Source organism: Nitrospira marina, from assembly GCF_059568365.1.
Map to the genome: position 1 here is coordinate 895,561 of NZ_JCANTH010000001.1, position 26,476 is coordinate 922,036.

Sequence of the window (26,476 nt, forward strand, 5' to 3'; positions counted from 1 at the left end):
CGACTGGTTTTTGCCATGTCATGGTTGAGTGTCATGCTTTCGTTTTCCTCTTCATTTTCATCAATGCTGCCTGTCTTCCCACCGTTGTGGAACCCGTCGAATTTTTGAGAGGTCATAACCCTGAGCAGCAATAATTTTTAAAAGATGCTGGTAATCATCCTCGGGCAATGAGGGTGTGCGGGCCATGATCCAGACGTAATCACGTTTGAGGCGGCCGATGATGGTCTGACTGTAATCCGGATTGACAAACACGATTCGGTAATCGGCCTTAAACGGCCAGAGAAGTTGCATGTCCCACACGGCATTGGATTCCTGATCCACAACAAATCCTGTCGGTCGATACACCTTCCTTTCACCCTCGAATCCGCCTTTGCGAAAGGTAAAGGTGGTGGCGATGCTTCCATCGTCATTGAGTCGATAGGACTCCACTGCGTTGAACGCCTCCGTCTCAATGAACGTCGGAATGTTCGCGATCACATACCAATCTCCCATGAAGTGCTCAAGATTGACCTGACTGGCGGTCTGAATGGGCGGCGGGCTGCTGCACCCTAACAGACTTCCGAGCAGCCCACAGGCTATCAATGATGAGGTGTGCATTTTCTTACCCCCTACTGAAGTTCATAGCGCAACTTTTTGCCATCTTTAGTGGTCGAGTGGAGTCCGACCCATTCGTCGTCCATGGTGTACCAGAGATCAATGGTGAATTTGTCACTTAGGATACGGTGATGGTGAGTGGGGGTGGGCACTCCACCTACCGGGAATGTTTCTTTTGCCACAGTCTGAATCACTACCGGCTGTAGTTCGCCTGTCTGGGAATTGAGCAGGCGACTGCTCTGAAACCAGGCTGGGTTCCAGTAGGCAAAGGTTTTGATACAACCCTCCAGGGTTTGCTCTCCATTATGGGTTTGTAACCGCAACTTTCCGCCCTTGGAGGTCCCCTCCACAAAAAATGATTCACCATTGTCATTGGTCTTGGCCCGAATCTCTTTGAGGCATTCCCCTTCCCATACTTCAGCATTGGAGTGCCGGTAAGTATAAAACGTGATGAAAAAATACTTCACATCGAACTCGGCCTCCACGTTGATCTGAGTGCGCGTCCCCGTCGTGGACGCCACAAAGCGCTGAAACCCGATTTCATCATCCTCCAGAAAGACCTTGAAGGCATAAGTCTTTTGGTTGGTGGTCTGGGTGGATCTGGCCAGTTCCATGGAGAAAAGAAAAAATGTCATAAGTGTTAACAAAAGCGAAGAACCTCCGATGATGCGGAACGTACCAATCATCAGATCTTCTCCCGATGATCGGCGACTGTGTTTGTTTTTTTTTGAGGTCCTGGAATGAAGGTGTTGGTGCTCGCGATGTATTCACGATAGGCGGGTCGTCTATCCACAATGGTTTCTTCGAGCATCGTCACACCGGAAAATTTCAGCAATAAAAAAGTTAACAGGATAGGTGAAAGAATCGACCACCAAGCGCCGGTAGGGATCACGAATAGAAAAAATCCCCACCAGATCACACATTCCCCGAAGTAGTTGGGGTGACGGGTGTAACGCCACAACCCGTGATTCATCACCTTGCCCCGATTCACGGGATTCATCTTGAAACGAGCAAGCTGCCAATCGCCCACCGATTCAAAAAACATCCCGATCATCCAGAGGGTCACGGCCAGAATATCAAAGATGCTGTATTCAAATGGCACGGTTAACGCGACCCACAAGGGCATGGAAATGATCCAGGCCAAAAAGGCTTGAAACACAAAAATGATCCCGAGGCTTTTCAGCGCGAAGTTTGGCTCATACTTGCGACGAATTGCTTGATACCGGGAGTCTTCGGGTTCGCCCCAGTTTCTCCAGGTGATGTACACCGTCAGTCGGAGAGCCCACAGGAGCACGAGGGTGAGCACCAGCGAGGAACGATTCCAGTAGGGCTCCACGCTGATTGAATAGATAAAGGCAGACGCGAAAATCATGACTGCCCACATGCTGTCCACGATACTGACGTCCCGCTTGGCGAGGCTGACCAGCCAGGTGAGTACCGCCAGGACCAGAGTTGCGGCCAGTCCGTACAGGTAGATAGAGAAGGTCATATGGTGTTTTCCCTTAGTCTTGGTGCAAAGCCGTCAAATCGGGTGGACAGTGCCATCAGGATTGGCGTGATGATGGCCCAGCCAATAACCAGGGCGGTCAACGCAGCGTTTTGATTGCCAAACTCGAGTGCTCCCAACTGGTGTCCTCCATAATAGGCCAATGGTCCCCCAATGCTTCCGGCAAGTGCAGCTATCAACCAGCGTCCCCTCAACCAGCGAAGTGAGACGTTCAATAAGGTCGCGAAGAGTCCCCACATGAGCACGATCCAGTATGGAGCGGTGTGCGGGATGAGGATGCCGGAGGAGTAGTGCAGCCAATTGAGCCACACGAGCATGCTGTCCCACACGGCCCCAATACCGACAGCAAATAAGACCAGTTTAAATTCCGCTTTAGGTAAGGGCGCCCGGAACAGGTGAATGCCCACGATGGCTAAGGCAATCAGTGCACCGATCCAGGGGCGCTGCGTGGCGCCACTGAGCACGCAGGAAAACCACCCGATCTGAAACAGAATTATATTGATGAGCATTCTGGTCATAACAACATTTATGAAGTCGTAGCTGAGTTTACAAAAAGATAATGGCTGACCCACCATTCCTGCCCCTCCCGATGGCCGAATAATTCAGCGCAGGCCATGAAAAACACCCGCCAGCGGACCCACCAGAGGCGCGCATGGGGTTTCCCATAGGTTTGGACGAATAACGGCCACAATGTTTCTTGCTGTAAGTCCATGTTCTCCAGCCAGGCATTGGCCGTCCGTTGATAATGCGTGCCGTCCCACCGCCAGCGACTGACAAGTCTGAGCGGACTCTGGATCGCCAGAGGCAGATCATCGCTTGGCATTATGCCTCCGCTGAAAAAATGCTCACTCATCCAGTCACTCTCGTCCCGCACTTCAAATGTGTACGGAACGGCTCGATGCACAAAGATATGCATGAAGAAACGACCGGCAGGCTTGAGCCAATGATGAATGCGATGAAAAAGTTGAGGCCAATTCCGCATGTGCTCAAACATTTCCACTGACACCACTCGATCGAATTGAGCATGTTCAAGATTCAATTCATTCATGTCGCATGTGAGCACGCGAATATTGCGCAATCCTCGTTCTTGTGCCTGAGAGTCGATATACGTTTTTTGTGAATGGGAGTTCGAGACCGCCGTAATATGGCTCTGCGGATAGTGAACCGCCATCCAGAGCGACAAAGATCCCCATCCACAGCCCAAATCAAGAATGGATTGGCCGTCATGAAGATCTGCATGCGCACTTGTCTCCAGGAGAGCCGACTCTTCGGCTTCATAGAGAGAAGCTTCCCCAGGAGGCCAGAACCCACTGCTATATTTCAGATGAGGCCCCAACACCCGACGAAAGAATTCCGGTGGAATCTCATAATGTTGAGTGTTGGCTTTGTCAGGATGTATTGCGATGTCGGAACGGGACATATTTGAAATAAACGCCGTTTCTAACGACGCCGACTCTTCCCCGTTTTTGCAGGAAATTTCTTTTAATCGTTGGCGCAATAGGCGCCGTATGCCACCGCGAATTAGAAGATCCGGTAGCCAATCACGATTAGTAAATGAAAGTGCTAGTTTCATTGCGAGGGACATAATAAAACTTTTACCCCCTGTGCGGGTTTTGTATTCACCTGAAACTCGATCAGGCCGCAGTCAATTGTGGCTCCGAGTTGTCATCGATGCCAGATTGTTGAAATCTCGACGTGAAGGCGATGAGAAGCCAGAAAATGATAAAAGCCGTAATGCCCTGCGTCTTATACATTCCAGTTGATATTGCCAATTTCCCCATGCCTTATTTTCCGTCGTTTTTAGATGCTTTAAACCTTTGCTTAACTGAACTTAAAAATTTTATGGAGATATTTTTTTGGGCCTTTTCCCCTTCCATTTTCATTGTATGCAACCGGCTTCCCTGCATCCACATAAAGTTTGACAAACGTTAGACGTGGTAACCAAAATAATGTAAATTCATTTCATGACCCTTACAGTATTCATGAATAATGTGCTGAAATAGTTATGGAATTTGCACCTTGAGCTTCATGTACTCCTGACGCTCCTACCTTAGTCCTGGCAACGAGGATTTGGTACTGATTCTTTTCGTGGCTCTTTCCTGGCATGGGTCAATCGCACTTAGCCCGATGCGGTCCTGTTGCATGAAAAATTCCCTGATCCTCCGCTTCAGGTCAATCATTGCCCCCAAGGGGCCGCATTCTGTGTTAGGGTCCGCCGGATAAATCTGCAACTTAAGGTGAAAAGGGCTTAGCCGCTCGTGGTTCCTTTCCCGCTCTTACCTTCGTCTTTTGGACGTAGAAGAAAGTTTTGGCGATTCCTATTGTTCTTTGTTCAGGTGAATAGTAGGAGTGGATTTACCCGCAAAATCGTTGATACCGAAGGGCAGGATTCTGGAATTTGTGAAAGAGAGAAAGCAGGGGGTCTGGGTTGCATTCCTTTTAAGGCATGGCGATCCTTTGAGAGAATTGGTATTTTATCCACGCTTCGATTCCCATCCGGCAGTCTCAGAAATCTAATGAGGGTTTCTTGCAATCTACTCAGTTGAAGGCTCTGCATGTTCAATACAGCCGGTCTGTAGTGTGAAATTGGGGGCTTCTTCATGCATCAAGACTCGCTAGTAAACCGTTCTTTGGTCAAGGCCTGGTGTAATTGGGCTTTTGTGTGGTTTGCTCTCTTCCCCCTGGTGGGAGTAACGGTTGCTATCAAGTTCCATAATCCTGAATTTTTAGCGAACATCTCGTGGCTGAGTTTCGGCCGGGTACGCCCAGTCCATGTGAATGGGGTTATTTTTGGGGCATTTTCGACGACTTTTCTCGGCTTAATCTATTATTTTGTTCCCCGGTTATGCGGAGTTCGCATGTACAAGGAGAGCTGGGGATGGTTGGTTTTGGGCCTTTGGAATGCTTTCCTGATTGCCGGCTCGGTGTCGCTTCTCATGGGGTACAATCTCGGCCTGGAGGTTGGGGAATACGAATGGCCGCTAAATATTCTGCGGTTTACCGCCCTCTTCCTCATCACCATCCAAGTATTCGGGACCATTTATCGCCGGACCGAGCCTCGGTTCTATGTTGCACTGTGGTACACGATCGCGGCCCTGACCTGGACCTTGTTTAATCTCGTCCTCGGAAACGTCTTTCTCCCATATGGCCAAATTACGGGCGTCAACAGCGCCGCCATGCATGGTCTGTATATTCACTATGTGGTCGGACTCTGGATGACTCCAGCCGGCCTCGCCATGATTTATTACTTTCTTCCCCTCAGCGCAAACAGTCCATTGTTTAGCCATAAATTGTCACTTCTGGGATTTTGGGCTCTGGCCCTGGTGTATCCCTTCGTAGGGACCCACCATTACATTTACAGCCCCATCCCCCATTGGACGCAGACCATTGCCATCGCCACCGGAATGCTCCTGATCATCCCGGTGCTCTCGGTCACCGTGAACTTTTGGGGGACCATGAAGGGTCGGTGGAAGGAGGTTCTTGGTCGGGGAGGCGGGGAAAATTACGCGGTGAAGTTTCTCATGCTTGGCGCGTTCTATTATTTACTCGGGACGACACAGGGCTCAGTGGAAGGTTTGCGCCGTGTCCAGGCGGTGACCCACTTCAATGATTTTGTTATTGCCCACTCTCACCTCACGGCCTTTGGGGCCATGGCTCTGTGGGGAATAGGATCGCTGTATTATATTTGGCCCCATCTTGTTGGTCGAAGACTCTGGAGCGACAAACTGGGCAGTTGGCATTTATGGCTTGGAATCGTGGGTTTCGTCGTTATGGCCTTCGGGCTTACCGCACAGGGCCTGATTCAAGGTTTTATGCTCGCCAACGGAACCAATTTTGTCGATGCCATGAATCAGATGAAACCATGGTGGATCTCCCGGACAGTGGGCGGTATCACGATGAGTTTTCCGACCTTTCTCATGATCTGGAATTTTTACAAGACGGCAAAGGAGGGTGTGCCGATTGAGCAGGGTGAATCTGAAGCCAAGGCAACCGAAGCCATTCCGATGCGACCGCTCCACAAGCCGAATTGGCTGGAAACCCCATCCACCGTTTTCCTCACGGCGGGAATCGGTTTCTTTTCTTTTGCCGTGATCATTCAGGGGATTCTTCCCATGAGGATGTCGGAAACCCGTGAGACCAGCGTCACCGATGAAGTCACGGAACAACGCATTCAAGTCTCGGATTATACCCCATTAGAACTTCAGGGCCGGCAGGTGTATACCCAGGAAGGGTGTTGGTATTGCCACTCCCAATACATTAGACCGGTCAGCGGCGAGTCGGACAGGTGGGGGCCCGTAGCCCAGGCCGGCGAATATGCTTATGATCGGCCACACCTTTTCAGCACCCGAAGGATAGGCCCCGATCTCTCTAGGGTTGGCAGAAAGTACGGGGACGACTGGCACGTGGCTCATCTCTGGGATCCTCGAATCGTTGTAGCTGATTCAATCATGCCGGCTTACACGTGGTTGTTTGAATCACCTGAGGATGGCACTCCAAAAATGAACGAAAAAGGTCAGGCCCTTGTCGCATACCTTCAGAGGCTGGGAACGTCAATTGGGGACTGGCGAGAAGGCTTTTCCTCGACTCAGGCGGGGGGAAGTTATCCGGCCAAGGTGACACCCCAGGCCAGAAAGGATTTGTTGGAATTAGGGGCATATGTCTACGAACGGAGGTGCACGGGATGCCATGGGGTGGAGGGGGATGGAAATGGTCCTGCAGCCGAATTTTTGAATCCCAAGCCCAGGAATTTTACCTCAGGTGTTTTCAAATTTAAATCTACGCCCGGGGTAGAAACGCTCCCTACTGATGCAGACCTCTTCGCCACTCTCACGCACGGCCTGTGGGGGACATCAATGCCTTCCTGGTACATGATATCGGAGCGTGAACGGTTAGCGGTCATTCAATTCATCAAAACATTTTCAGATCGCTGGGAGAAAGCTGAAATCCCGCAACCCGTCTCGGTGCCGGCTGAACCGGTGGTCACAGAATCATCACTGGTCCAGGGAAAATCACTTTTCCTCCAGCATTGCATGATTTGTCATGGAAACGAAGGAAAAGGCAACGGACCACTGTCCGGCTTACTCAAGAGTTTCTGGGAGCAACCCATCAGACCGGCCAATTTGACCCTTCCTGCCGGTGCCCCGGAAGGAGTTAAAATGGGGCATGGGAGCCAGCATATTTACAAGACGTTAATGGTCGGAATTGGCGGAGGGCCCATGCCGGCTTACCAAGACCTACTGACATCTGCTGAAATTTGGAATATCGTCCATTATGTTCAGTCTTTACGTGTCGAGGCACATGAAAGTGAATTGGTGACGGCAGGTGTAAATATTGGAAACATGGAGGAGGCCCGAAGAAAGATGTGGGCCACTTTATTGAATTCGGGGAACCTCCATGCTGTTGATCCTCCAGTGGTGCGAACAAAGCCGCGCATTTCTGAAGACAATCAGAAGCCATAGCGAGTTGAAAAGTTCAGGGACATGGAGGACAAACCGAAAATGAGAGACGATCTCCGGAGGCAGGAACGTGATTCGCCGAATCTCACAGAGAAACATCTTGGTGGTGAACCAGACGGTGAAAGCTACGCGTATAAGCATTCCGGCATTCGGGAAAGACATGGTACAATCCCTATATGGCTTGTTCTTGTCGCTATTTTGCTCGTGTGCTGGGGTGTTTTTTATACAGTCCAAAATTGGAATCTCCCCTCGACAATGTATTGAATGGGTGCTTGGATCGTTTACAAAGCTATTGAAACGTTGGGTGGGGAATATAGGAAGAACCGCCCATCCGTTCTCTACCGTGAGTGGACCACTCGTATTTGAACTTCAGATTGAAGCGTCAATGACCATTCATTCGATGCTGAGGAGAATTAGCATGAAACACAAAAACACGTTCATTGTCTTACTCATGAGTTTGGGGCTTAGCCTGACATTTTTCAACAGTGCAGTGCAGAGTGCGACCGGGGACAGTGAAAAAGGGAAACAGGTATTTCAGCAATTCTGCCAGGTGTGTCACGGGGCACAGGGCAAGGGCGATGGACCTGTGGGGATGGCTCTTAAGCCGCCTCCAGCAAATTTGTCCAGTGATAAGGTGCAGAACAAAACAGACGACGAACTGATGAATGTCCTAATTAAAGGGAAACCTGGCACAGCAATGCCGGCCTGGGAAAAGGATCTCTCATCGCAGCAAATGACCGATGTCATTGCCTACATAAGAAGTTTAGGCAAATGATTCAGTGGGAGGGGCCTGGCCTTCCTCAAACTCCAGGGAGATCTCAATTTGGGCAGACTCTCGAATAAATTGAACAGTGTGGAAAGGACGCACTCACGGTATCCGACAATTCGCGCCAAAGGTTGAGGCGGGAAATGTCGGCTCTACCCTGATTACTCTCATGACATTTGAATTCCCAATGACCTCAGACGGATGTCCATAATTCATCACATCTCTTTTTCCCATCGCTGAGAGTCGAGTTGGTGTTAGGATCATTCCCTACTGGTCGATGGATTTACGGATTTTCCTACCGCATTAAACCACTTTTTCAGTAGATCGTACCCCGCGATTTTTTTTACTCCTTTGAGTTTACGGAGCAACATAGAAATTTTACCGACTGAAGTTTGAAAATTGAAACGAGCCCTAATAAAGATCAGGAGGTTTGTGGTAATCCTGGGACTGTGCTGGTCAGTAGAGGTTCCCCGTTGGGTGGGCTTCGGGTTTAATATACACCGAATGAAACGCTGCCCCTCCAGACAGTGCTGACCATGAAGACGGGTATGACGGGTCGAGGTTATCCCGAAACGGTTGAAGTTTCCCAAAATGATTATTTAATTCGGTAACAAGAAAATTAAGGGGACTAACTCATTGTTTGAGGACAACAGATATTCATCTGATGTCCTCTTTTGTCGGCCTTTAGGATCTGTGGTCTTTTTCGGCCTTCTTCAGATCTGAATCATCAAGGTATTTAAAAACGAAATACAAAAGGATCCCGGCTAAAAGTCCCATTGCGTAAAGACCATACATGGCGTCCTCCTTTGGTTTTTTTTAAGCGAAAGAACAAGTGCTCCGTCCATCATTTTTCAAAACAAACCTTTTTGAAAGTTATTTAAGCTTTGTCCATGGTTTATCTAAGCATTTGAGGGTCAACTGGTCAAAGGAAACCGGTTGAAACCTTAGACGGCATCTTCATGAAATCTCTGACTATCTTGGTGCCATCTTTATGAGGCCCGGAAGGATAAACAATCAGGGGAAAATAGTCCCGAGGAGGATCAGTTTATATTTTTGAGGAGAAGAAAAATTCAAGGAACGTTTGTTCAAATGAAAGGTTCTGGGGAGGAATCTGTCAGGGAAACAAATGCAAACGTATTTCACCCAGATCTGTTAGTCCCCTTCATAACTAATGCGGGCTGAGAAGCTGCTGGTTTCCATGTCTTGCGCCAGATTATCTGGCTCTGATTCGACTAAATGTTCCTCCTCGCCTATGCTCCGGGGTTGGTGGAACGACCGGAAAATTATGAATGAGGGACGAGAATCATATCCGGGCCAGAAAAAATCGTGTGTGAACTGCGCTTAGTGTCATGGTAGGAACGGAAAACCGGTGTGAGGTTCAGTCAAAGATTTCCGAAACGGCAGCACCATGAACGCAACCTCAGCCTCCTTCTTTCTGGGCGGATTGCCGAGGAGTGCTCTACAGCCCCATCGGAGTAATTAAGCATAAGCGCTCGCCAGATGGAATCTAAAAGGTTATCAGAGAGCCCTCGAACCATTGCACTCTGGTCCTATGTTGAACGCGTTGGAGGGAACATGTGGATCATTAGGCCAATTCCGAAAATGCTGCCAACGCTCGCTTCCGGGAATCGCTGAGGTTGACGATCGGCAGTGGATAACCTTCTCCAAGTTGCACATCCGCCTCCACCAACACTTTTTCAGGCGCTTCCCATGGATTATGGAGGTATTTGTCTGGCATCTTTTTTAACTCGGGAATAAACCGTCGAACATACTCGCCATTTTGATCAAACTTTTTTCCCTGCGTGACGGGGTTGAAAATTCTAAAATACGGTGCGGCATCGGCTCCACAGCCTGCGATCCATTGCCAGCCGGCACTGTTGTTGGCAAGATCGGCATCAACCAAGGTATCCCAGAACCAATCCTCCCCTAGATGCCAGTGCAACAGAAGGTTTTTGACCAGAAACGATCCGACAATCATGCGCACGCGGTTATGCATATAACCCGTTTCCCACAGCTCCCGCATGCCGGCATCCACGATGGGGTATCCGGTTTGGCCTTGTTGCCATCTTTTCAGAGATTTTTGGTCCTTCCGCCAGGGAAATTTATTGAATTTTTTTTGGAGATTTTTTCGGGGGAGGTCGGGGAAATGGAAGAGCAGACTGTGGGAAAACTCCCGCCATCCTAGCTCACTCAGAAAGGTTTCCCCGTCTTTCCGCCATCCTTCCGTGCCCATGTGTTGTTTGGCGGCATACCACACCTCATTCGGTGAGATTTCTCCGTAATGCAGATGCGGCGATAATCGGGAGACATTATTTCCAGAAGGATAGTTCCGGCCTTCTTTGTACTGTTTGAGGCCGTTTTTGAGAAATGCTTTCAGTCGGGCCTGTGCCCCGGCTTCCCCGGGCTTCCAATGTTTCACAAGTTTTTTGTGCCAGGGAATAGTTGGCAGCAGGTCTAAATTTTCCAGTTCTACACCTTTGTGTGTGGAAAGCCATAAATCTTTTGGGGCTTTTAGAGGTTGTCGGGGTTCATTACCCTTTCCTAGACATCCCTTTTGATAAAAGGGAGTGAACACCTTATACGGAGTGCCGTCGCTTTTGAGCGCTGTTTGGGGTTCAAAAAGAAGAGCCCCGTTAAAGGTGTGCACCTTGATTCCTTTGGTCTGCAATGTCTCTTCAATGTGGGCATCGCTGGTGATTCGCCAGGGCTCGTAACACCGATTCCAATAAATCGCTTCTGCTCCTACCCCTTTGATGACGTCCACCAGTATGTTTTGTGCCGATCCTGCCTTGAAGCAAAGTTTGCCCTCCAAGGCTTCGTTCAGTGCGTTGAGACTTTCATGTAACCACCAACGGCTGGCCCCCCCTAACTTCCACTCTCCGCTATTTTCCTCATCCAGTATAAATAACGGGAGAATAGGATGCCCTGTTTGATGGGCGGCCAACAGTGCCGGGTTGTCCTTGATGCGTAAATCCTGCCGAAACCAGACGACGACAGGGGAGGTGGATGTTGTCATGCCTTATGCCTTGGCGAAGCCCTGAACATTCGTAACCCTGATTCCAGGCCCCCTGTCATGTTTTTCTTCATGCCAACTGTTTGTATCGGACCATGAATGGCTTAATTGACCGATCAAGCATTTTCATTTTTTATGAGGGCTGGGAATTTTTTATTTCAGGTGCCAGGTTACTCCTTTGCCGTCTGATAATCAAAAAGCGGTTCAAATACGAAGCCTTCCGGCGTAACTTCTATCAGAACAATAATGATGTCATTCGGAACTTGGTAGTTCAGAACGGGCTTGATGTTTGAGAAAGAAGTTTGGGATGCAAAGGCTTTTTTGAGGCGCTTTCTGGATAAACTGATGGCGTGTGGATTGCCGCTGAGGCCATAATGCAAGACATGCTCCTGTTCTCCTATCTTCATCTGTGAACTCTGATAGGCAATGTCCAAGTCTCCAGCCATCTGCACATGGATCACGCTTTCATAATTATTCGTTTTTTCAAATGTGAATTTCCAATGACCTAAGGCAGGGCGGAACCGGCCATTTTGATGGGATTCCACCACCATGGGAACGACCTGTATTTCTACAGTCGAACCGCCCTTCGTAACGGTGAAAACGCCATCTGGTGAATGTAGTTCCCTGAGGACCATACTACTCTCCTGGCTCCCCGGGCCTGGCTTGATCGAATGATCAGCTGTTATTCCTCCCACGTAAATCGATTCTCCGGCGTAGACTGAACCTTGGGCGGTGGTGAGATCCCTGACTGTGTCGAGTATGACGGAGTTCTTGCTGACTGGCTTTGCCAGTGGGAAAGGCACGCCAGCAAACAAGACAACGTAGAGGGATGAAAGAACCAGAAAAATTTTTCTCATCAACATACCTGAGGGTTCTTGTTTTGTCTGGTAAGGTGAGGAAGTGGATTATTCCAATAGCTTAAATTTCCACCTGGTTGTTTTTTTCTTTGGGCGAATCGTCTGAGGAGTGATAAGAAGGCCTTTGAGCTTTCAGAAACACGACAAATCCAACAAGACCTACAATGACCAGCAACACCCCGAACAGTTCGAGATTTTCCATGATGGTCTCCTTTGGTGAAAATTTATTCGATGCATTTATGATGAGATCGGGACGTTTGCCCTTTCTTCTTTAATAAGGACCTTCTGAAAGGAACGATCTTTTCGTCCAAGGGTCGCTTCGTCTTCGATGGCTTTCAAGAAATCATCCGAACCATGCACTGGCGCATAACTCATGGTGACGATGACGTCCATCGAGGGGGCATCCGCCGGAGTCGGAAAGCTGAATTTCTCCACCCGTTTTTCTTCAGGCTTCAATGACGTATCCTTCAAGATTTTGACGCCCTCAAAATCAAACACGGTTTGGGCACCCTCTGGATCGATATATATGCGCTCATAAAAACGTTGCTCACCATACACTTTGTTGAGATTTTTCCCAAGAATGGTCAGGTCGAGCACGATGCGAGACCAACCAGGGTGGGGCAAGGGCAGATTGTGAGGGACCAGGCTGTGGATGGTCACTTCCACTTGGGACACCTGCCCCTTAACATGGGTCGTGAACTGCAATTCAACTGCATTGGCCCTCACTTTTCCAAACCGTCCCGGAAAGCTATGATTTGCGATTCGCCTGGATGGTTCCCCTGTGGCCGATTCACCAAATGCCTCCGGCATATGACAAGACTGGCAAGTTTTCCCATTCTGTTCAGCCTTGGTCTCTTGCCAGGATCCCAACCAGTCCGAATGTGTGATGGCACCGTTGTGAGAAGGAAGAGATTGGTGACAAGTCACGCAATATTGAGACTGCGTATACAGTTCAAGCTTCTGTGAATCATGAGCGAGGTTGTGTTGGGGATTGTCATAACCCCCAAAAAGCGTCTTACCCAACGAGAAAATGGGATGAGGGGGACGGGTGCTGGAATCGACCTCGCTAATCAGGTGGCATTGCGAACAGCCGACTCCGTCAATCTGCGGATCTTTCGATTTGACCTCCTCAACGAAATCCTGAAACAGGTGCCCGTATTTCAAAATATGAGGAGCATGGCACTGAAAACACATCTTTTGCTGGTCCGTTGTCGCTCTTTGAAGATAACGGTCCAGGGTGACTCGAAAGGGCGCAGTTTCAATAGATCGGGATTGTGCGGAGGACTCCCATTCTTCAAAGGCACGTAAATGGCATCGCTGGCATTTATTTGACGGCGGAAAGGCTTTTTCCAGTGGCTTATCCGGAACGCTGGAATTATTGCCTGCCAGAGCCTCTCGCAAGATTATCTGGTTAAATGAAGCCATGACATTGATCATCAAGATTCCAAAGATAACCATGACACCCAAAAAGAGCGCCAGGTTCTTTTTACAGATGAGGAAAAGTCGGTTCATGATTTTTTCAAAAGATGAGGAATGGTTTCCAAGGCTTTCGTGCGAAATGTCAGGAGACGGGGAGTCGTATATTGGTCGATAATTTGTAAAGCCTCATTTCGCTGCTTTTCTCCAGACAAGGTCGCTAAATAGCGGCTCTGTAATTCTTTTCCGGGTTTCGGCATAAGAGCATAGCTAATTGTGGCCTCGATGAACGCCGGAGTGGTTTCTTCCGGGACTGCAATATTGAAGGGAATATGGCGGGTGATACCGCTGTTGACCAAGGGTTGTGGTATTGGTCCTCTTAATAATTCTTCAAATGAGCGCCCGAATATTTTGTCCTCTTCACCAATGATAGCTCCTGTTTGATCCTTTACCATAACTTTGACAATGAATTGCTTGAGAACAGGGTCCCCCCCGGGGAACATGTGTATCAAGCTGCCATTGGGTACATGCAGAATACCCTGAACCGAGAAAGTGGTCTGTGTGATCTCGATATTGAGGCGTGATGTCCATTCTGCCTGCACGTTGCGATTACTCAACATGATTCCCGGCGCCACAACTCCCTGAAACCAGTGGCGAGCCAGGGATCTGGAATGCGTCCCCCCCTTGTCGGTGGAACTGCCATAAGATTGTTCCATGTGACAATTTTGGCAAACCAGGTCCTTCAGAATGGGTCCGTTCAGATGTGGTTGGGTAACATCCTTGACCTTGCTGAAGTGACAGGAGGTACAGAAATTCGCTCCTTTATAGATCTCCGCCTTTTGTGATTGATGGGCCAGGTTATCCTCTGGATCACCGTACGGGCCGAAAAATGTGGATCCAGGAACGAGTTGAAATGCCGGAAAATCATCATTCTTTTCCCCTGAGGCCTGGATGAGATGGCAGGACGCACATCCAATGCCTTCCACTTTGACGTGTTTCGGTCCTCTCTGGACTTGGTCAATAATGCGATCTGCATATTGTGGGAAGACGGTGACGGCTGGGACATGGCAAGCCAGGCATTTTGTTCGTTGTTCAAGAGTGGGATGAGTCTGAAGCCACAAACCAAGCACAGTCCTGAAGACTGGAGACTTCAGGGCTGCGCCATGAAGCAGAGCCCCATCCATCCGTCCAAACGAATGAAGATCCTCACTACGTTCCCTCATGCCTTTCCATTCTTCAAAATGCCGGTCATGGCACTGCTTGCACTGTGTTGAGGGGATAAAGATCTTCTCAATTTCATCGAGCCAGATGAGATCCTCTTGCGATCCTCCCTTATCCTGTGACCAGACTGGGCTGGGAACAAACTCCGCAGCCAACAGCGATAGACTCAAAACAACCATGAAGACCAAGTGGATCTTGGTGGGTCTCCTAAGCATCAATACAGACATTACCCTGACCCGGATAGTCTGTGAGCGGGATTGGTCGGCAGCATCCTTTGACGTATTCTTTTGCTGGCATTCCATCATTCTTTATCATATCGTGCACTTCCGGAGCTCAAACAATCAAAATACTCAATCCTTCGACAGATAACTGCGGTGGGTTCATTTCCATATTTGGGGGGTACAGACTTTCGTCAGACATTCCGCCCATCAGTACTGGGGTGTAGTCCATAGTTTTTAAGTAAATTCCGCTTTTTATCCGCAAACCGGTCAAAGGTTTCGTGGTCCAACTCTAGACGTCAATTTGATGGAAAATAACACTCTTTTTCGAGCCCAGCATTGCTGTGTGTGGCGAAAGTCAGCAACGCGAAAAACAGAGACTTGAGATCTCAAGTTAGAAAAAATTATCCAACATTGGACAAACATTTAGTTTCCACCATCCCACAAATGTTAATGTTTCGGAAGACCTGTAGGAATTGTATCCAGTGATCAAATGTCTTCCAAAAAGAATACGGGAGCGGAAACCATAAGGCACATCCGTACTCACATGCCTTCTACTGATAGGACTCTGAGAGGATTAATTATTTTACTCGTAGGGTGGTTTGGCGGGTGCAACCTCCCGGAGCCACCTCAGACCGCTGAGTCTATCCCGTCTGTCTACGCAGATTTACACATGCCGGATAGTTGGTGGACCGACAAAGCGATTATTGATGATGGTCGTCAATTGTACCTGGGGTTGAATAAATCGAATGTCAACTGCGCACAATGCCATGGTAAAAACGGCAAACCCGTGATAACCGCAGCTGTGAGCTTCCGCGATGTGGATAAAATGAAAAGTTATTCGGACTCCCAAATGCTGTGGCGAATTTCCGAGGGAGTGCCCTACAGCACCATGGGAGCCATTAAGGATAAGCTCTCTCAAGATGAAATTTGGAAGGTCATCGCGTTTGTGAGCACATTGGGAATGAATGGTCGGCAATATGATCCCACTACGAAAAGCTGGGTTCCATCCGGGTGAATCAGCCATGAAGTTCAGGCCAGCACCGAGAGGTAAGGTCCTTCATATTCCTTTATCCGCATAATTCGTGTAAATCAAAAAGCAGGGAAAATAAATGAAACCCAATATTGGCATCAAGGAAAGCGTGCTGGAAAATCTATTGGAAATTGACTGGCTCGGTTTTCTGATTCCTGCATGCGATATTAAAAGACTCATCATTCGCATTGGAATGTGACCAGTCCCATGTTTCAAATCCTTCGCTGGATGTTCGAAACCTCCTATAACGAAATGGCGTGTTCGTTGATCTCATCGCGGAGCGCATTTGTGCTCTCGGGCTGCCTGCCCTGTGAATTATGCCGAAGTTGGAAAGGTTAGCCGCGGTGCGTCCACGAGGCCGTTTTGGAATTCGATTAGGCGGTAACCGTTATCTTCTGTCCGGTTTTGAGATAGGAAGTCTTTCTCTCCCCGGTTGTGTGGCCTGGTACACCTTTAGGATATTTCAATGGTCCCATATGACTTACCAGAATTCAGTACCCGGCTCGCCTTTAAATGGACCGAGGATTTTTGAGGTGATCCACCCACCATATAATTCACCCGTCTGTATTTTGACCTTTTGCTTTCCCACATAGCAGGCATCCACTTTTCCGGGAAAAAATGCCAAATAATTGGCAATATTCTTATACTTTTCCCCGGGATTAGGGTAACTCCATGCTGCATCTATCGCCATTCGTTTCCCGATTTGTATTGACCAATATCGTGCCATTCCCTTCCATTCGCATACGGTTTGTCTTGCGCTCAGTATCAGGTAGGCGATTCGGACATCAGTGGGTGGGAAATAATATGCCGGAGGGCTTCCGGTTTCGAGAAGCCGATAGGCCTGAGTTGTTTCAGCCAGAACCAGTCCACCAAACTCAACTCTAATTTGTTGATGAACACGCTGTAGTCTGGGTGGACGAGGGTAGCTCCAAACAGACTCTTGCCCGCGCTTCGGAATCTGCATTTTCGGGTTTTGTTCAAAGATGAGTTTTTGCATTGTATTGTCCTAAGGTATGTCTCTTTTTAATTGGCGGCTAATGCCCTACTCCCATGTTACCATTTTCTAGAGGAGTCCTTTCTTTTATTTAACTAAATCACCCGCGAACTCTCCAAGGAGATCCTCAAAAACCCTAGACAATTCTGCAAGACCCATGTGTTGACGGAGAGTCCTGTCGAATGAAATAACCAGCCGCCTCTAGAACGGGATGGTGGGTGAATCAGGACCTGGCGGCCATGAATAACGGAAAGTTGGTGGAAAACCGGTTTGTGGGAAAATTCATGCAACCTCTCGGTACATCGGAATTGGACTTGGAAAAAGTATAAAAGATATCTGGCCTATAGCGGGAGGTGGGCGCGACAGGGCAACCCGATTACAGGAGGTGACGGGATCATAGTTGGTCGAGAATTACATGGGCGCAAAGACTGGAAGAGCTGGAATACAAGAATGTCCGACGACTGAGTAAATTGTAGCCACTTCTCGCGGGGATATAGGACCGTGAAAACGTATTTGCAAAAAGAGCCTTAATTTCGGGTATGACGCAAGACAGGGCAAGTCTTTCGTCAATGAAAGGAGCAGATAAATTACATTTTTTATTTCAGATTGTCGGACTCACTCCAGGTGAGCCGTCTTTCGATGAGCCAGTAGGTGATGCCTAAAGCCAATACGACCGCAGCAGTCCCAAAAATATAGGGCGGGGTTATTTCTTTAAAATCGAATATGATCACCTTTCTGGTGATGGCCATCAAAGCGGTCGCCAACACTAATTTGATGTGAATGACGTCTTGGCGAATATAGAGCGTAATGTTAATGAAAATTGCTATGGCAATGATTGGGGCTAACGATGAACTAAATATTGGAACAATATCCCGAATGCTGAACGTGGTAAAGGTGGGGGCCACTAGCTGTTGATAGAGGATATATACGACATCAACCACGCCCCAGAGAATGGTAAAGACCATGAGTACGGCCAGAACTTTTACGGCTCCGCGAATAGTGTGATGAAGAATTTTCATAAACCGATCTTCTTCATCCAGGGAGAGTTCTTCCTGGCCGATTTTTCTGATTCGCTCCTTCCGGAAATGATCCATCAAGGAATCGACCAGACTCACCTGACTGCCCAAAAATGTCGTATTGAAATTCCTTTCCTCAAAATCCTCGAGTCCTTTGACCGCCTCAAAGTCCTCGCCGGAGACCCGTTTAAAGCCCATGCTCCAGTCGGCATATTCATGTTGGTCGATGGGCTTTTTCTTGACAATCTGAAAATTGGTATGCCGCGGATCGCGTTTGATGGTTTTGACTAATTCATCAACCACGCCCTCTTCACCTTCCAAGATTTGAATAAAGGTTTTATTGCCATAGAGCAACATTCCGGTGATGCCTAAGCGGGCATTATTTTCTCGGGCCGTTTTCAGAATGTCTTCTAAGTCACCCTGAGACATGGCTCGTGTGGCCGAACTCAAATAGGTGATTTGGATCATGGGCTCAATTTCCTTCCGACTACTCTCTGAAGGTTAAGGCGGACGTCGCAAGCTGTCATTGGCACCTAGCGTAGTGGCTTGGTCATTACCCGTTTTCGGAGAAAGGCCTCCTTGAGAGTGTGTCTAAGTCTTCGCGGGTTTTCATGCTCTCCCTGTTCGGACATTTTCGCGTGGTTCAGATGTGTCCACGATTTCAGGGATAGACCACGACAACGCAAGACGAGCGAAGCTCGAAATTCAAAACACCACCTCCGTAAGGTCGTGGGTACCTATTGATTTTCTGACTCACCGGTGGGCAACGGTCTGTCTATCAGCCAGTAGGTGATGCCTAAAGCCAACACCACGGTCGCCGTGCCGAAGATATAAAGTGGGGTGATTTTGGAAAAGTCAAATATTATGACCTTTCGGGCAATCGCCATCAGAGCGGTGGCCACCACTAATTTGACGTGAATAACATCTTTTCGAATATAGAGGGTAATGTTAATGAAAATCTCTATTGCGATGAGCACTGCCATAAAGGCACCGAAGGTGGTGACAATATCCCGAATGCTGAACGTGGTAAAGGTGGGGGCCACTAGCTGTTGATAGAGGATATATACGACATCAACCACGCCCCAGAGAATGGTAAAGACCATGAGTACGGCCAGAACTTTTACGGCTCCGCGAATAGTGTGATGAAGAATTTTCATAAACCGATCTTCTTCATCCAGGGAGAGTTCTTCCTGGCCGATTTTTCTGATTCGCTCCTTCCGGAAATGATCCATCAAGGAGTCGACCAGACTCGCATGACTGCCCAAAAATGTCGTATTGAAATTCTTCTCCTCAAAATCCTCGAGTCCTTTGACCGCCTCAAAGTCCTCGCCGGAGACCCGTTTAAAGCCCATGCTCCAGTCGGCATATTCATGTTGGTCGATGGGCTTTTTCTTGACAATCTGAAAATTGGTATGTCGCGGATCGCGTTTGATGGTTTTGACTAATTCATCAACCACGCCCTCTTCACCTTCCAAGATTTGAATAAAGGTTTTATTGCCATAGAGCAACATTCCGGTGATGCCTAAGCGGGCATTATTTTCTCGGGCCGTTTTCAGAATGTCTTCTAAGTCACCCTGAGACATGGCTCGTGTGGCCGAACTCAAATAGGTGATTTGGATCATGGTTTGAATCCCCCTTATATTTTGGCTAAAAAAACCTCATAGAGCTCACAATACAGATCAATTGACCGTTCAAAATTTCACTTGAGGATCTTCAGGAAATTTAGTAGAAAATAGGCTTCACTATCCCCAAGCCTTGGCCGTTTATTTTCTTCACAATTATTGAATTGGGATGCCAATCAGATTGGGTACGGTTGTTCGGAAAAGGCCTGGTCCTCCAGTTCGAAATCCGGATCTCCAATCGTCACAATTCCAAGGTGACCATCCACCATCAATTGATCCCCATGGCAAATGACTTTTGTCGCATGGGAAATGCCATTCACACATGGAATGCCAAGTTCACGCGCAATAATGGCACCGTGAATCAACATGCCCCCACGTTGCTCCACAACGGCTGAGGCGAGAAGAACCAGATGGGTCATGGTCGGTTGGATCGACTCACACACCAGAATGTCGCCTCGTTGAAAATTGCGAAACTCTTCGATGCCGTTCACGACACATGCCGGTCCCTCTGCCAGGCCGGGAGAAGCCGGTTGTCCTATGAGCTGACGGGGTTTTTCGTTGGTGTCCGAGGTTTGATGCAAGGCTTCTGATTCATCTTCGTCAACGTGAATGGGATCGTGTTGGTGATCTCGAAGTAGTTGGCAAATAAGGGGTGCAGTTGTTTCACTTGGATTTTTTCCGGTCAGTCGCCCGGCTGGGCGTAAACGGGTAGCTCCAAGATGCAACGCTCGAAGGAACTGGCTTTCAATGCGTCCCAAAAGAATATTGTCATCATCACGGAGGCGCCAGCTGAGTTGGCCGATGGCGATGACCTCCCGGGCTTCATCCTCGCGCGTCATTCCTACAGCCTCTATCAAACGCTGTTGAATGGCCATGGAGTTGGTCTTTCCATTTTGCTCCCTTTGCGCTGGTTTTGTTGTGGCGAAAGTCTCGACCTGGCATATCAAATTGAACAACGAGTCCGGCCGATCCACCAGACGTTCACCATTATAGGAGGTGTCCATAAAGGTCGAGAGAAAGCGATCGAAATCCCTCAGAAAATCAGGCCCACCTTGGATATTCATAATTTGTTGCTTCAGAGCTTCCCAGTTTTCTGATGACTTGTCCGATACGGATATCGCACTTTCCTTGAGTTTTCTTTTGAGGAGGGGAATATTTTGGACCTGTTGTGCAATGTGTTCAAGAGCGGCATTGCGTCGGGAAGCGAGAAAATCCTGTCCCCTGAGGAGCAGCATGAATTCATAGGGGTCCCGGGGCTGAAGGGCATCATTGTAATAGGCCCCCAAATAGCGTACCCCATGGGCAAGAGGAATAAAGTCTTTCTTATAAATTTCCCTCCAGGATGTGAGGGTAGAAAGTCTTTCCTCCATACATTCCGCAAGATGGCTGTCATCCAGTATTTCAATGTTCTGGGTGGCCAATTGAGCTCCAAGGCGTTCAAGTTCAGGAATTAATGTTTTGGAAACTTTTTCTGCCAGTTGACGAAGTTGTGGGAGTTTCGGGCGAAGGGTCAGATACCAGCCACGGTCATCTGATTGGATGACAGACAGACCGGATGTAATGGGACGGGCCTGGAGGACTGACAGTATGCCACCTTGTTCCGCCCATTCCATATCGGGAGGCCATCCGAACAATTCCTCCACTTGTCCAAGACGTGTATGGAGTACTTGTAGATCATGATCATTCAAGAGGGCCGAGTCATGTTGTTCGCTATTCCGGACCCCCGCTTTCCACTCGACGACTTCCCCGGAGCTCCGGTTGAGTATCCACCGGTCAGGTTCCAAGAGTCCGTCAACCAAATTCGAGCATGGGCCCGGGACCGCTTCCACAATTTCCCTATCCAGAGCCTGGTTTCGAGGATCACGCCCAAAGGCGACGCCGGAGTTTTCAGCAGGAACCATTTCCTGAACGATGACGGCCATGAGACTGTGGCGTGGGTCGAGGAGTAATTCCTTGCGATACAGCAAGGCCGCATCCGACCAGAGGGAGGCCCAAACCGCCTGCACGGCTCGAATCACCGATTCCTTGCCTTGAACATTCACGACCGATTCATGAAGCCCGGCAAAGGAACGTTGAGCCGAGTCCTCCCCAGGAGCCGAAGATCTCACGGCAAGGGGATGTTGCGAATTTAGCCAGGATAGAGCCTCATAGACGGCTTGCACAAGCTCAAGCGGAGGGGGAGTTCTCAAAAAGGCTGATCGGATTCGCAAGGCCGAGTCCCAGATTTCTTCCCAGCGCATCTTGTCCAAGGGTTTCCGTCCCAACTCCATTTGAATGACATTCGGCAGGTCTGACCGAGAAAGAACGTGTTGATAGGCAAACACGGTAAGGCAAAAACCCGATGGAACCTGGACACCTGCAGAGATCATCCTTGTGAGAGCAGCCGCCTTTCCTCCAACCACATTCACATCATGACCAGCCGTCTCGCCAAGGGAAACTATCCAGGTATTTTTTGGGGAATCCACTGTCGGACCTCCTGAAATCGTTCGACATGAAAATACCTCACGATTTCAATGCAAAAGAGTGCCACGGTTGGTGCGCGAACGAAGCCGGAAAGATACCCATGGCGTGCTGTCAATAAACGCGACCAGAATTCGAAGTCCATGCTTTCTTCAACACGTTTGGCCTGTCCTGTTGCAGTGACGGCTTCCACATTCATCATATTGTCGGGATGCTGGCACCGATTGTCGATCAGAAGGGCGACCCGATTGCTTTGACTCAGGAGTTTAAATTTCCTGGTGGTGATAGGGGTGGCAAAGACCGCGGTGGCCAAATCTTCTGTCATCGAAAAAGCCACTAAAGAACCATATGGATGCTGTTCCCCCTGTGTGCATAACACCGCGAAGGGCTGAGACTCCATCAGCCGCCTAATTCGAAGAGAAAGAGACTCTCCAGGTTCTTTGGACGAAGGGTTTTCGCCATCATATTCAAAACCGAGCGCAGGTTCTTCGATCACGTTAGTTCCCTCTTTGTATTTTGATATTATTGAAAGAGATATTTTCCAGAATGTGAGACCTGTTTTTCTGTTCAAATCTCAGCCATTAACGGAATACTTATTTGTGTTGCTGTGGCATGATGCTGATTGATCATGGGTTTGCCGGAAAAATCTTTTTCTTAAAAAAACGAGGTAGGGCTGGAACCTTTCTCTCAGCGCTTAAACGGGCATGACTATTTTGGCTGAGATCCAATTAAGGAGATGGGCAAAGCCAAGTTTGTTTAAATGATAGGTATACTATCATTATTAAAAAAAAACAATTTCCACAACATGAAAATTAAAAAAACACGACTGAGATGAAGGATAGCCTGACGGTGGGGGAGTCCCGACCCTTCATTCCGCGGCTAGGGGACAGGGCTATTTCAAGTCCGAATAAATCACTGAAGAGGCCTGACATACTTGATGAATGTTGGGAGACAGCATGTTCATCTGGTTCTCTGAAGTTTCTGAAAGTGAAAGTATCCGGCGAAAATGCCAGGTTAGCCTCCACGCCAAAGACCCATCAATTTCGAACGGACAACATATGAGGCAAGCCCCCGGCTTTAGCCGGGGGCCCAGGGTAAACTGATCATCCTCCTAGAAAAAACCTTTGACTAATTCGGCATTTGAGCGGTAAACCAGGTCGAAATCCCTTTCATCCCATTACGCTCTACATTCGAGCCGTCCCATACGGCAAAGGCCACCGGAAAGCTTGAGCCGGATTTAAACTGGACATCACTGGGATCATCAGTCGTCAAGGATCGTTTCATCACGACCCGCCACGTTGGTCCATTGCAGCACCCTCCCTTGAGGGCACCATACGGTTCCCACAATCCGTTGCCCAGCACATTTTGTGTCGCCTGGGTGGTGAGAGTGCTAAAGCCATTGGCGTTCAGATCTTCTACTGAACTGATCCGAAGTGCCGGGTCTGACATGATGTTTCCTGACCAGATACCCTCATTAAACGGGCCGGAGCTTCGTCCGGTCCGATTCGTATACGTGACTCCTCCTGACGGCTCCTCATAATAGTAGTCCCAGGCGATTGCGGGGTATTGTTGATCCACGTCCCACATGCCGGCCACTCCCGCGCCAAGGTCTTTTTGCCATTCAGCATTCCATCGCCAAATATTCACGGTTCCCCCCGATTGACCCATGCATTGAAATGGAGGAGCTCCGGCATCCTGAACCGGAAACTGGATGGCCATTTGATCTCGAAAATCTTGAGGTCCAATGGTGGTGTTGTTGAGGGTCTGGTCACCCCAGTTTGCCCATACACCAATGTCCTTGCCGTTGGTCGCCATCTTTACCATGACAGTCTTCACCGAGATGTTAGGATGCATGGGGGTGGTGATGGTCTGGCCACTTAATGGCACCACCACTCCTGGGACGGATTCCCAAATTGGATTGGCCGCATCCATGGCGATGTCTCCTGTGATGGAAGCAATCGGAATCGTCACCGGTTGGCTGACCGCCAGTGGGATGTCGACCATGGCGAAAATGGCCCCTATCGCCAGAATTCCAAAAACGAGCAGGATTGAAGTCATTGGGCGTTGATGCGTTGGATTTTTCATATTTCTCCTTTACGCTGAACGATCATTTCTCAATGTTTCCGATGGTTGGACGTATTGTTTTGGAACCTTGTTATCACACCGGTGGCAAATCAGCACCAGGCTTTTTTAAGTCTTGGTTTCCTCGATAGCTTGACTTCTGCCAGCCGATAACGACTCCAAAGCCCGATGGAGGCGATGCCGCCTGCCAAAATCATGAAGGTCCCCAAAAAAAATGTAAACGGTTGAGTCATGCGATGATTCCTCCTTTTGAAGAATGGAAAAGGCAATGAAATGTTAGTAAGTGACAAGGATGCAGGTTGTTGTCCCCACAAGTTGACGCTCACTTGGTGAATGATTTTTCTCCAGGCGGATTCCATCGCAGGGCTCCAGGCATCTTCCGCTAACTCGGAGAAAATGTCCAAATATGTTTCCGCCATCTTAAGCAGTTGTTGAGGTTCGAGGTGGTTCATCTTTGTAGAAAGCAGGTCTGTCCATTGGTCTTTGATGGATGAATGAATTTCTCCGGATGAGCGAATCTCCCTGATAATCGTATCGAGGATCTGGACGATTCGCCTACTGAATGGTTGTAGTCCCAATGATAGGAGAGAACTTGTAACCTCAGAATGATCCCGCAACAGGCGATGAAAAAGCTTATCGGCAAAAGCATCCTCAGCGTCCTTAATCCATCCTAGACCACATTCCAGAATATGAATGTCCGTATCTGAAAATTTGGGGGTAATTTGATCCATGTCAACGCCTTTCCGTAGGGTCTCTGAATGTTGCTCCACTAACAGTGTACACCCTGGGATCTGAAGGAGGCTAAAGGAGGCCGGAAGGAAATGGAAAACCTTAGACAAGCCGACCGTTCAATCTCTGTGTGTGCGTGTCTGAAGGCAGACTGTCTCAATGACCACAATCAAAATTGGAATTTTGTCGGGTGAGAGAATTCTTGAAAACGGGGAGGATGCCGGATATCAGGTCTCCAGCCATTTGCGAATATCCTCCGCCGCACGGCGACCGGAAAAGAGGGCCCCATCAATAGTCCCGGTGGCACAAAAATCCCCACACACGAAGACTCCATCCTGAACATGTGCCTGACGGAATAACGGATTAGGAAATGGTGGGACTTGGACGGGTTGAGCGGATGTGATGTGATAGGCTCGAATTGGCTGCCAGTCTTCGACTTGTGAACCAAACCATTCACGCAATTGTTGGCGAACCCCGAGGGCAAGGTCTTCCTTGGAAGGATCCGCATGGTTTAACACTGAAACGGAGATTAATTGCTTATTGGTCGTGGAATAGGTCGGGGCAATTTGAGTGAGGACACAGAGATTATTGATTGGACCGACCCCTTCTCCGTTTAATAAAAGATGTGGTCCTGAATAGGGCGGCTCTGGGGCGTCATAGTAGAAACAGGTCACGTGGCGATAGGGGGATGATTTGAGACCGGGAACAAGTCTCGTTGCGGCTGGTCCGTCGGTGGCCACGACAACAGCGCGAGCGGATAGGGCTTCCCCGGATTCCAAGGTCACTGATGTTTTCCGAATGAATGCAACCCTGGCTCGAGTTTGAATCCGTCCTGCCGGAAGACGGGATACCAATTGTCGGGGAATGGCTCCCATCCCCCAGGCGGGAAGTGATATGTCTCCAGACGCAAACATCCTGAAGGCAAATTCTGCCATACGACTGGAAGTCTGTAATTCCGGATCCAAAAATACGCCACCAAGGAAGGGCCGAAAAAATCGTTCGATCATGGAGGAAGAAAATCCGAAATCTTTGAGATGTTGGAGTGTTGAAGTTTCGGGCCTTTGAAACAGATCGTTCAAGGTTCCAGTACCTGCCCGGTGGCGGAATGTGGCCACCCGGATTTTGTCTGAAAGGGTTCCGATAGGGGTGAAAAGCGCTTGAATGCTCTGAAAGGGATGTCGGAAGGGATCCGGCATTCGATGCCATTCTTCAAGACACCGAATTACCGCACCAGGGAAAAAATGTTGGAGCTCGAGGGCAGGATACTCCAATAAGCGTCTGGCCTCAGGGTAAGCAGTAGAAAAGACCTGGAAGCCACGGTCCAGAAGGCAGCCATCGACGTGATCTGTCCGAATCCGCCCCCCTGCCTCTTCGGATGCCTCCAGAAGTAAAAAATCGATTCCATAATCCCCTAAGGTTTTTGCGCAGGAAAGTCCGGCAAGGCCGGCTCCGATAATGAGCACATCAGCATTCATAGAAGATATATCTTTGT

General features: G+C 48.8%; 21 protein-coding genes. 3 read left to right on the forward strand and 18 right to left on the reverse strand.

What is annotated here, in order from left to right:
* Positions 1-60 precede the first annotated feature (60 nt).
* From LX98_RS03755 to LX98_RS03775, 5 genes are read right to left on the reverse strand one after another with little or no spacing between them, the layout of a single operon-like run.
* Positions 61-597: a lipocalin family protein gene (locus LX98_RS03755; RefSeq protein ID WP_496427617.1), complete on the reverse strand. Its 537-nt coding sequence runs from the start codon at positions 595-597 to the stop codon at positions 61-63.
* Positions 598-608: 11 nt separating this feature from the next.
* The gene (locus LX98_RS03760; RefSeq protein ID WP_496427618.1) at positions 609-1,280 is read right to left on the reverse strand and encodes a DUF6134 family protein; all 672 of its coding nucleotides are present in this window, start codon (positions 1,278-1,280) and stop codon (positions 609-611) included.
* A complete protein-coding gene (locus LX98_RS03765; protein WP_496427619.1) occupies positions 1,280-2,083 on the reverse strand; it encodes a DUF1295 domain-containing protein in 804 nt (267 codons plus the stop codon). Before LX98_RS03765 ends, LX98_RS03760 begins: the two co-directional genes overlap by 1 nt.
* On the reverse strand, positions 2,080-2,619 hold the full coding sequence (locus LX98_RS03770; RefSeq protein WP_496427620.1) for a DUF2878 family protein: 540 nt from the start codon (positions 2,617-2,619) through the stop codon (positions 2,080-2,082). The genes LX98_RS03765 and LX98_RS03770 overlap by 4 nt, the downstream gene beginning before the upstream one ends.
* 8 nt (positions 2,620-2,627) lie before the next feature.
* A complete protein-coding gene (locus LX98_RS03775) occupies positions 2,628-3,686 on the reverse strand; it encodes a class I SAM-dependent methyltransferase (protein WP_496427621.1) in 1,059 nt (352 codons plus the stop codon).
* Positions 3,687-4,701: 1,015 nt separating this feature from the next.
* Between LX98_RS03775 and LX98_RS03780 the strand changes: the two genes are divergently transcribed.
* Together LX98_RS03780 and LX98_RS03785 are read left to right on the forward strand one after the other, a co-directional pair.
* On the forward strand, positions 4,702-7,560 hold the full coding sequence (locus LX98_RS03780) for a cbb3-type cytochrome c oxidase subunit I (protein ID WP_496427622.1): 2,859 nt from the start codon (positions 4,702-4,704) through the stop codon (positions 7,558-7,560).
* A gap of 415 nt (positions 7,561-7,975) precedes the next feature.
* A complete protein-coding gene (locus LX98_RS03785) occupies positions 7,976-8,332 on the forward strand; it encodes a c-type cytochrome (protein WP_496427623.1) in 357 nt (118 codons plus the stop codon).
* 1,576 nt (positions 8,333-9,908) lie between these two features.
* Here LX98_RS03785 and LX98_RS03790 read toward each other — a convergent pair.
* The 5 genes from LX98_RS03790 to LX98_RS03810 form a co-directional block, all read right to left on the reverse strand.
* On the reverse strand, positions 9,909-11,339 hold the full coding sequence (locus LX98_RS03790; protein WP_496427624.1) for an FAD-binding domain-containing protein: 1,431 nt from the start codon (positions 11,337-11,339) through the stop codon (positions 9,909-9,911).
* Between the two features lie 167 nt (positions 11,340-11,506).
* Positions 11,507-12,199 carry a hypothetical protein gene (locus LX98_RS03795; protein WP_496427625.1) on the reverse strand — a complete coding sequence of 231 codons (693 nt, stop codon included), beginning with the start codon at positions 12,197-12,199 and terminating at the stop codon, positions 11,507-11,509.
* A 55-nt stretch (positions 12,200-12,254) separates the two neighbouring features.
* Positions 12,255-12,395, reverse strand: coding sequence for a hypothetical protein (locus LX98_RS03800; protein WP_496427626.1), 141 nt, complete (start codon positions 12,393-12,395; stop codon positions 12,255-12,257).
* Positions 12,396-12,430: 35 nt separating this feature from the next.
* On the reverse strand, positions 12,431-13,705 hold the full coding sequence (locus LX98_RS03805; protein WP_496427627.1) for a multiheme c-type cytochrome: 1,275 nt from the start codon (positions 13,703-13,705) through the stop codon (positions 12,431-12,433).
* Positions 13,702-15,009, reverse strand: a complete 1,308-nt coding sequence (locus LX98_RS03810) for a multiheme c-type cytochrome (protein WP_496427628.1) — start codon at positions 15,007-15,009, stop codon at positions 13,702-13,704. The genes LX98_RS03805 and LX98_RS03810 overlap by 4 nt, the downstream gene beginning before the upstream one ends.
* A gap of 586 nt (positions 15,010-15,595) precedes the next feature.
* Between LX98_RS03810 and LX98_RS03815 the strand changes: the two genes are divergently transcribed.
* Positions 15,596-16,066, forward strand: a complete 471-nt coding sequence (locus LX98_RS03815) for a c-type cytochrome (RefSeq protein ID WP_496427629.1) — start codon at positions 15,596-15,598, stop codon at positions 16,064-16,066.
* A gap of 496 nt (positions 16,067-16,562) precedes the next feature.
* On the opposite strand, the gene LX98_RS03820 is transcribed toward LX98_RS03815, so the two are convergent.
* The 8 genes from LX98_RS03820 to LX98_RS03855 form a co-directional block, all read right to left on the reverse strand.
* On the reverse strand, positions 16,563-17,078 hold the full coding sequence (locus LX98_RS03820) for a DUF427 domain-containing protein (RefSeq protein ID WP_496427630.1): 516 nt from the start codon (positions 17,076-17,078) through the stop codon (positions 16,563-16,565).
* Between the two features lie 593 nt (positions 17,079-17,671).
* On the reverse strand, positions 17,672-18,559 hold the full coding sequence (locus LX98_RS03825) for a phosphate-starvation-inducible PsiE family protein (RefSeq protein ID WP_496427631.1): 888 nt from the start codon (positions 18,557-18,559) through the stop codon (positions 17,672-17,674).
* Between the two features lie 269 nt (positions 18,560-18,828).
* The gene (locus LX98_RS03830) at positions 18,829-19,713 is read right to left on the reverse strand and encodes a phosphate-starvation-inducible PsiE family protein (RefSeq protein ID WP_496427632.1); all 885 of its coding nucleotides are present in this window, start codon (positions 19,711-19,713) and stop codon (positions 18,829-18,831) included.
* Between the two features lie 176 nt (positions 19,714-19,889).
* Positions 19,890-22,178, reverse strand: coding sequence for a PEP/pyruvate-binding domain-containing protein (locus LX98_RS03835; RefSeq protein ID WP_496427633.1), 2,289 nt, complete (start codon positions 22,176-22,178; stop codon positions 19,890-19,892).
* A complete protein-coding gene (locus LX98_RS03840) occupies positions 22,151-22,669 on the reverse strand; it encodes a pyridoxamine 5'-phosphate oxidase family protein (protein WP_496427634.1) in 519 nt (172 codons plus the stop codon). The genes LX98_RS03835 and LX98_RS03840 overlap by 28 nt, the downstream gene beginning before the upstream one ends.
* Before the next feature lie 632 nt (positions 22,670-23,301).
* Positions 23,302-24,258 (reverse strand): ethylbenzene dehydrogenase-related protein, encoded by a 957-nt coding sequence (locus LX98_RS03845; RefSeq protein WP_496427635.1) that lies wholly within the window; start codon positions 24,256-24,258, stop codon positions 23,302-23,304.
* 89 nt (positions 24,259-24,347) lie between these two features.
* Positions 24,348-24,986: a globin gene (locus LX98_RS03850; RefSeq protein ID WP_496427636.1), complete on the reverse strand. Its 639-nt coding sequence runs from the start codon at positions 24,984-24,986 to the stop codon at positions 24,348-24,350.
* A 225-nt stretch (positions 24,987-25,211) separates the two neighbouring features.
* Complete coding sequence (locus LX98_RS03855) at positions 25,212-26,459, reverse strand: FAD-dependent oxidoreductase (RefSeq protein WP_496427637.1); 1,248 nt, start codon at positions 26,457-26,459, stop codon at positions 25,212-25,214.
* Between the last annotated feature and the right edge of the window lie 17 nt (positions 26,460-26,476).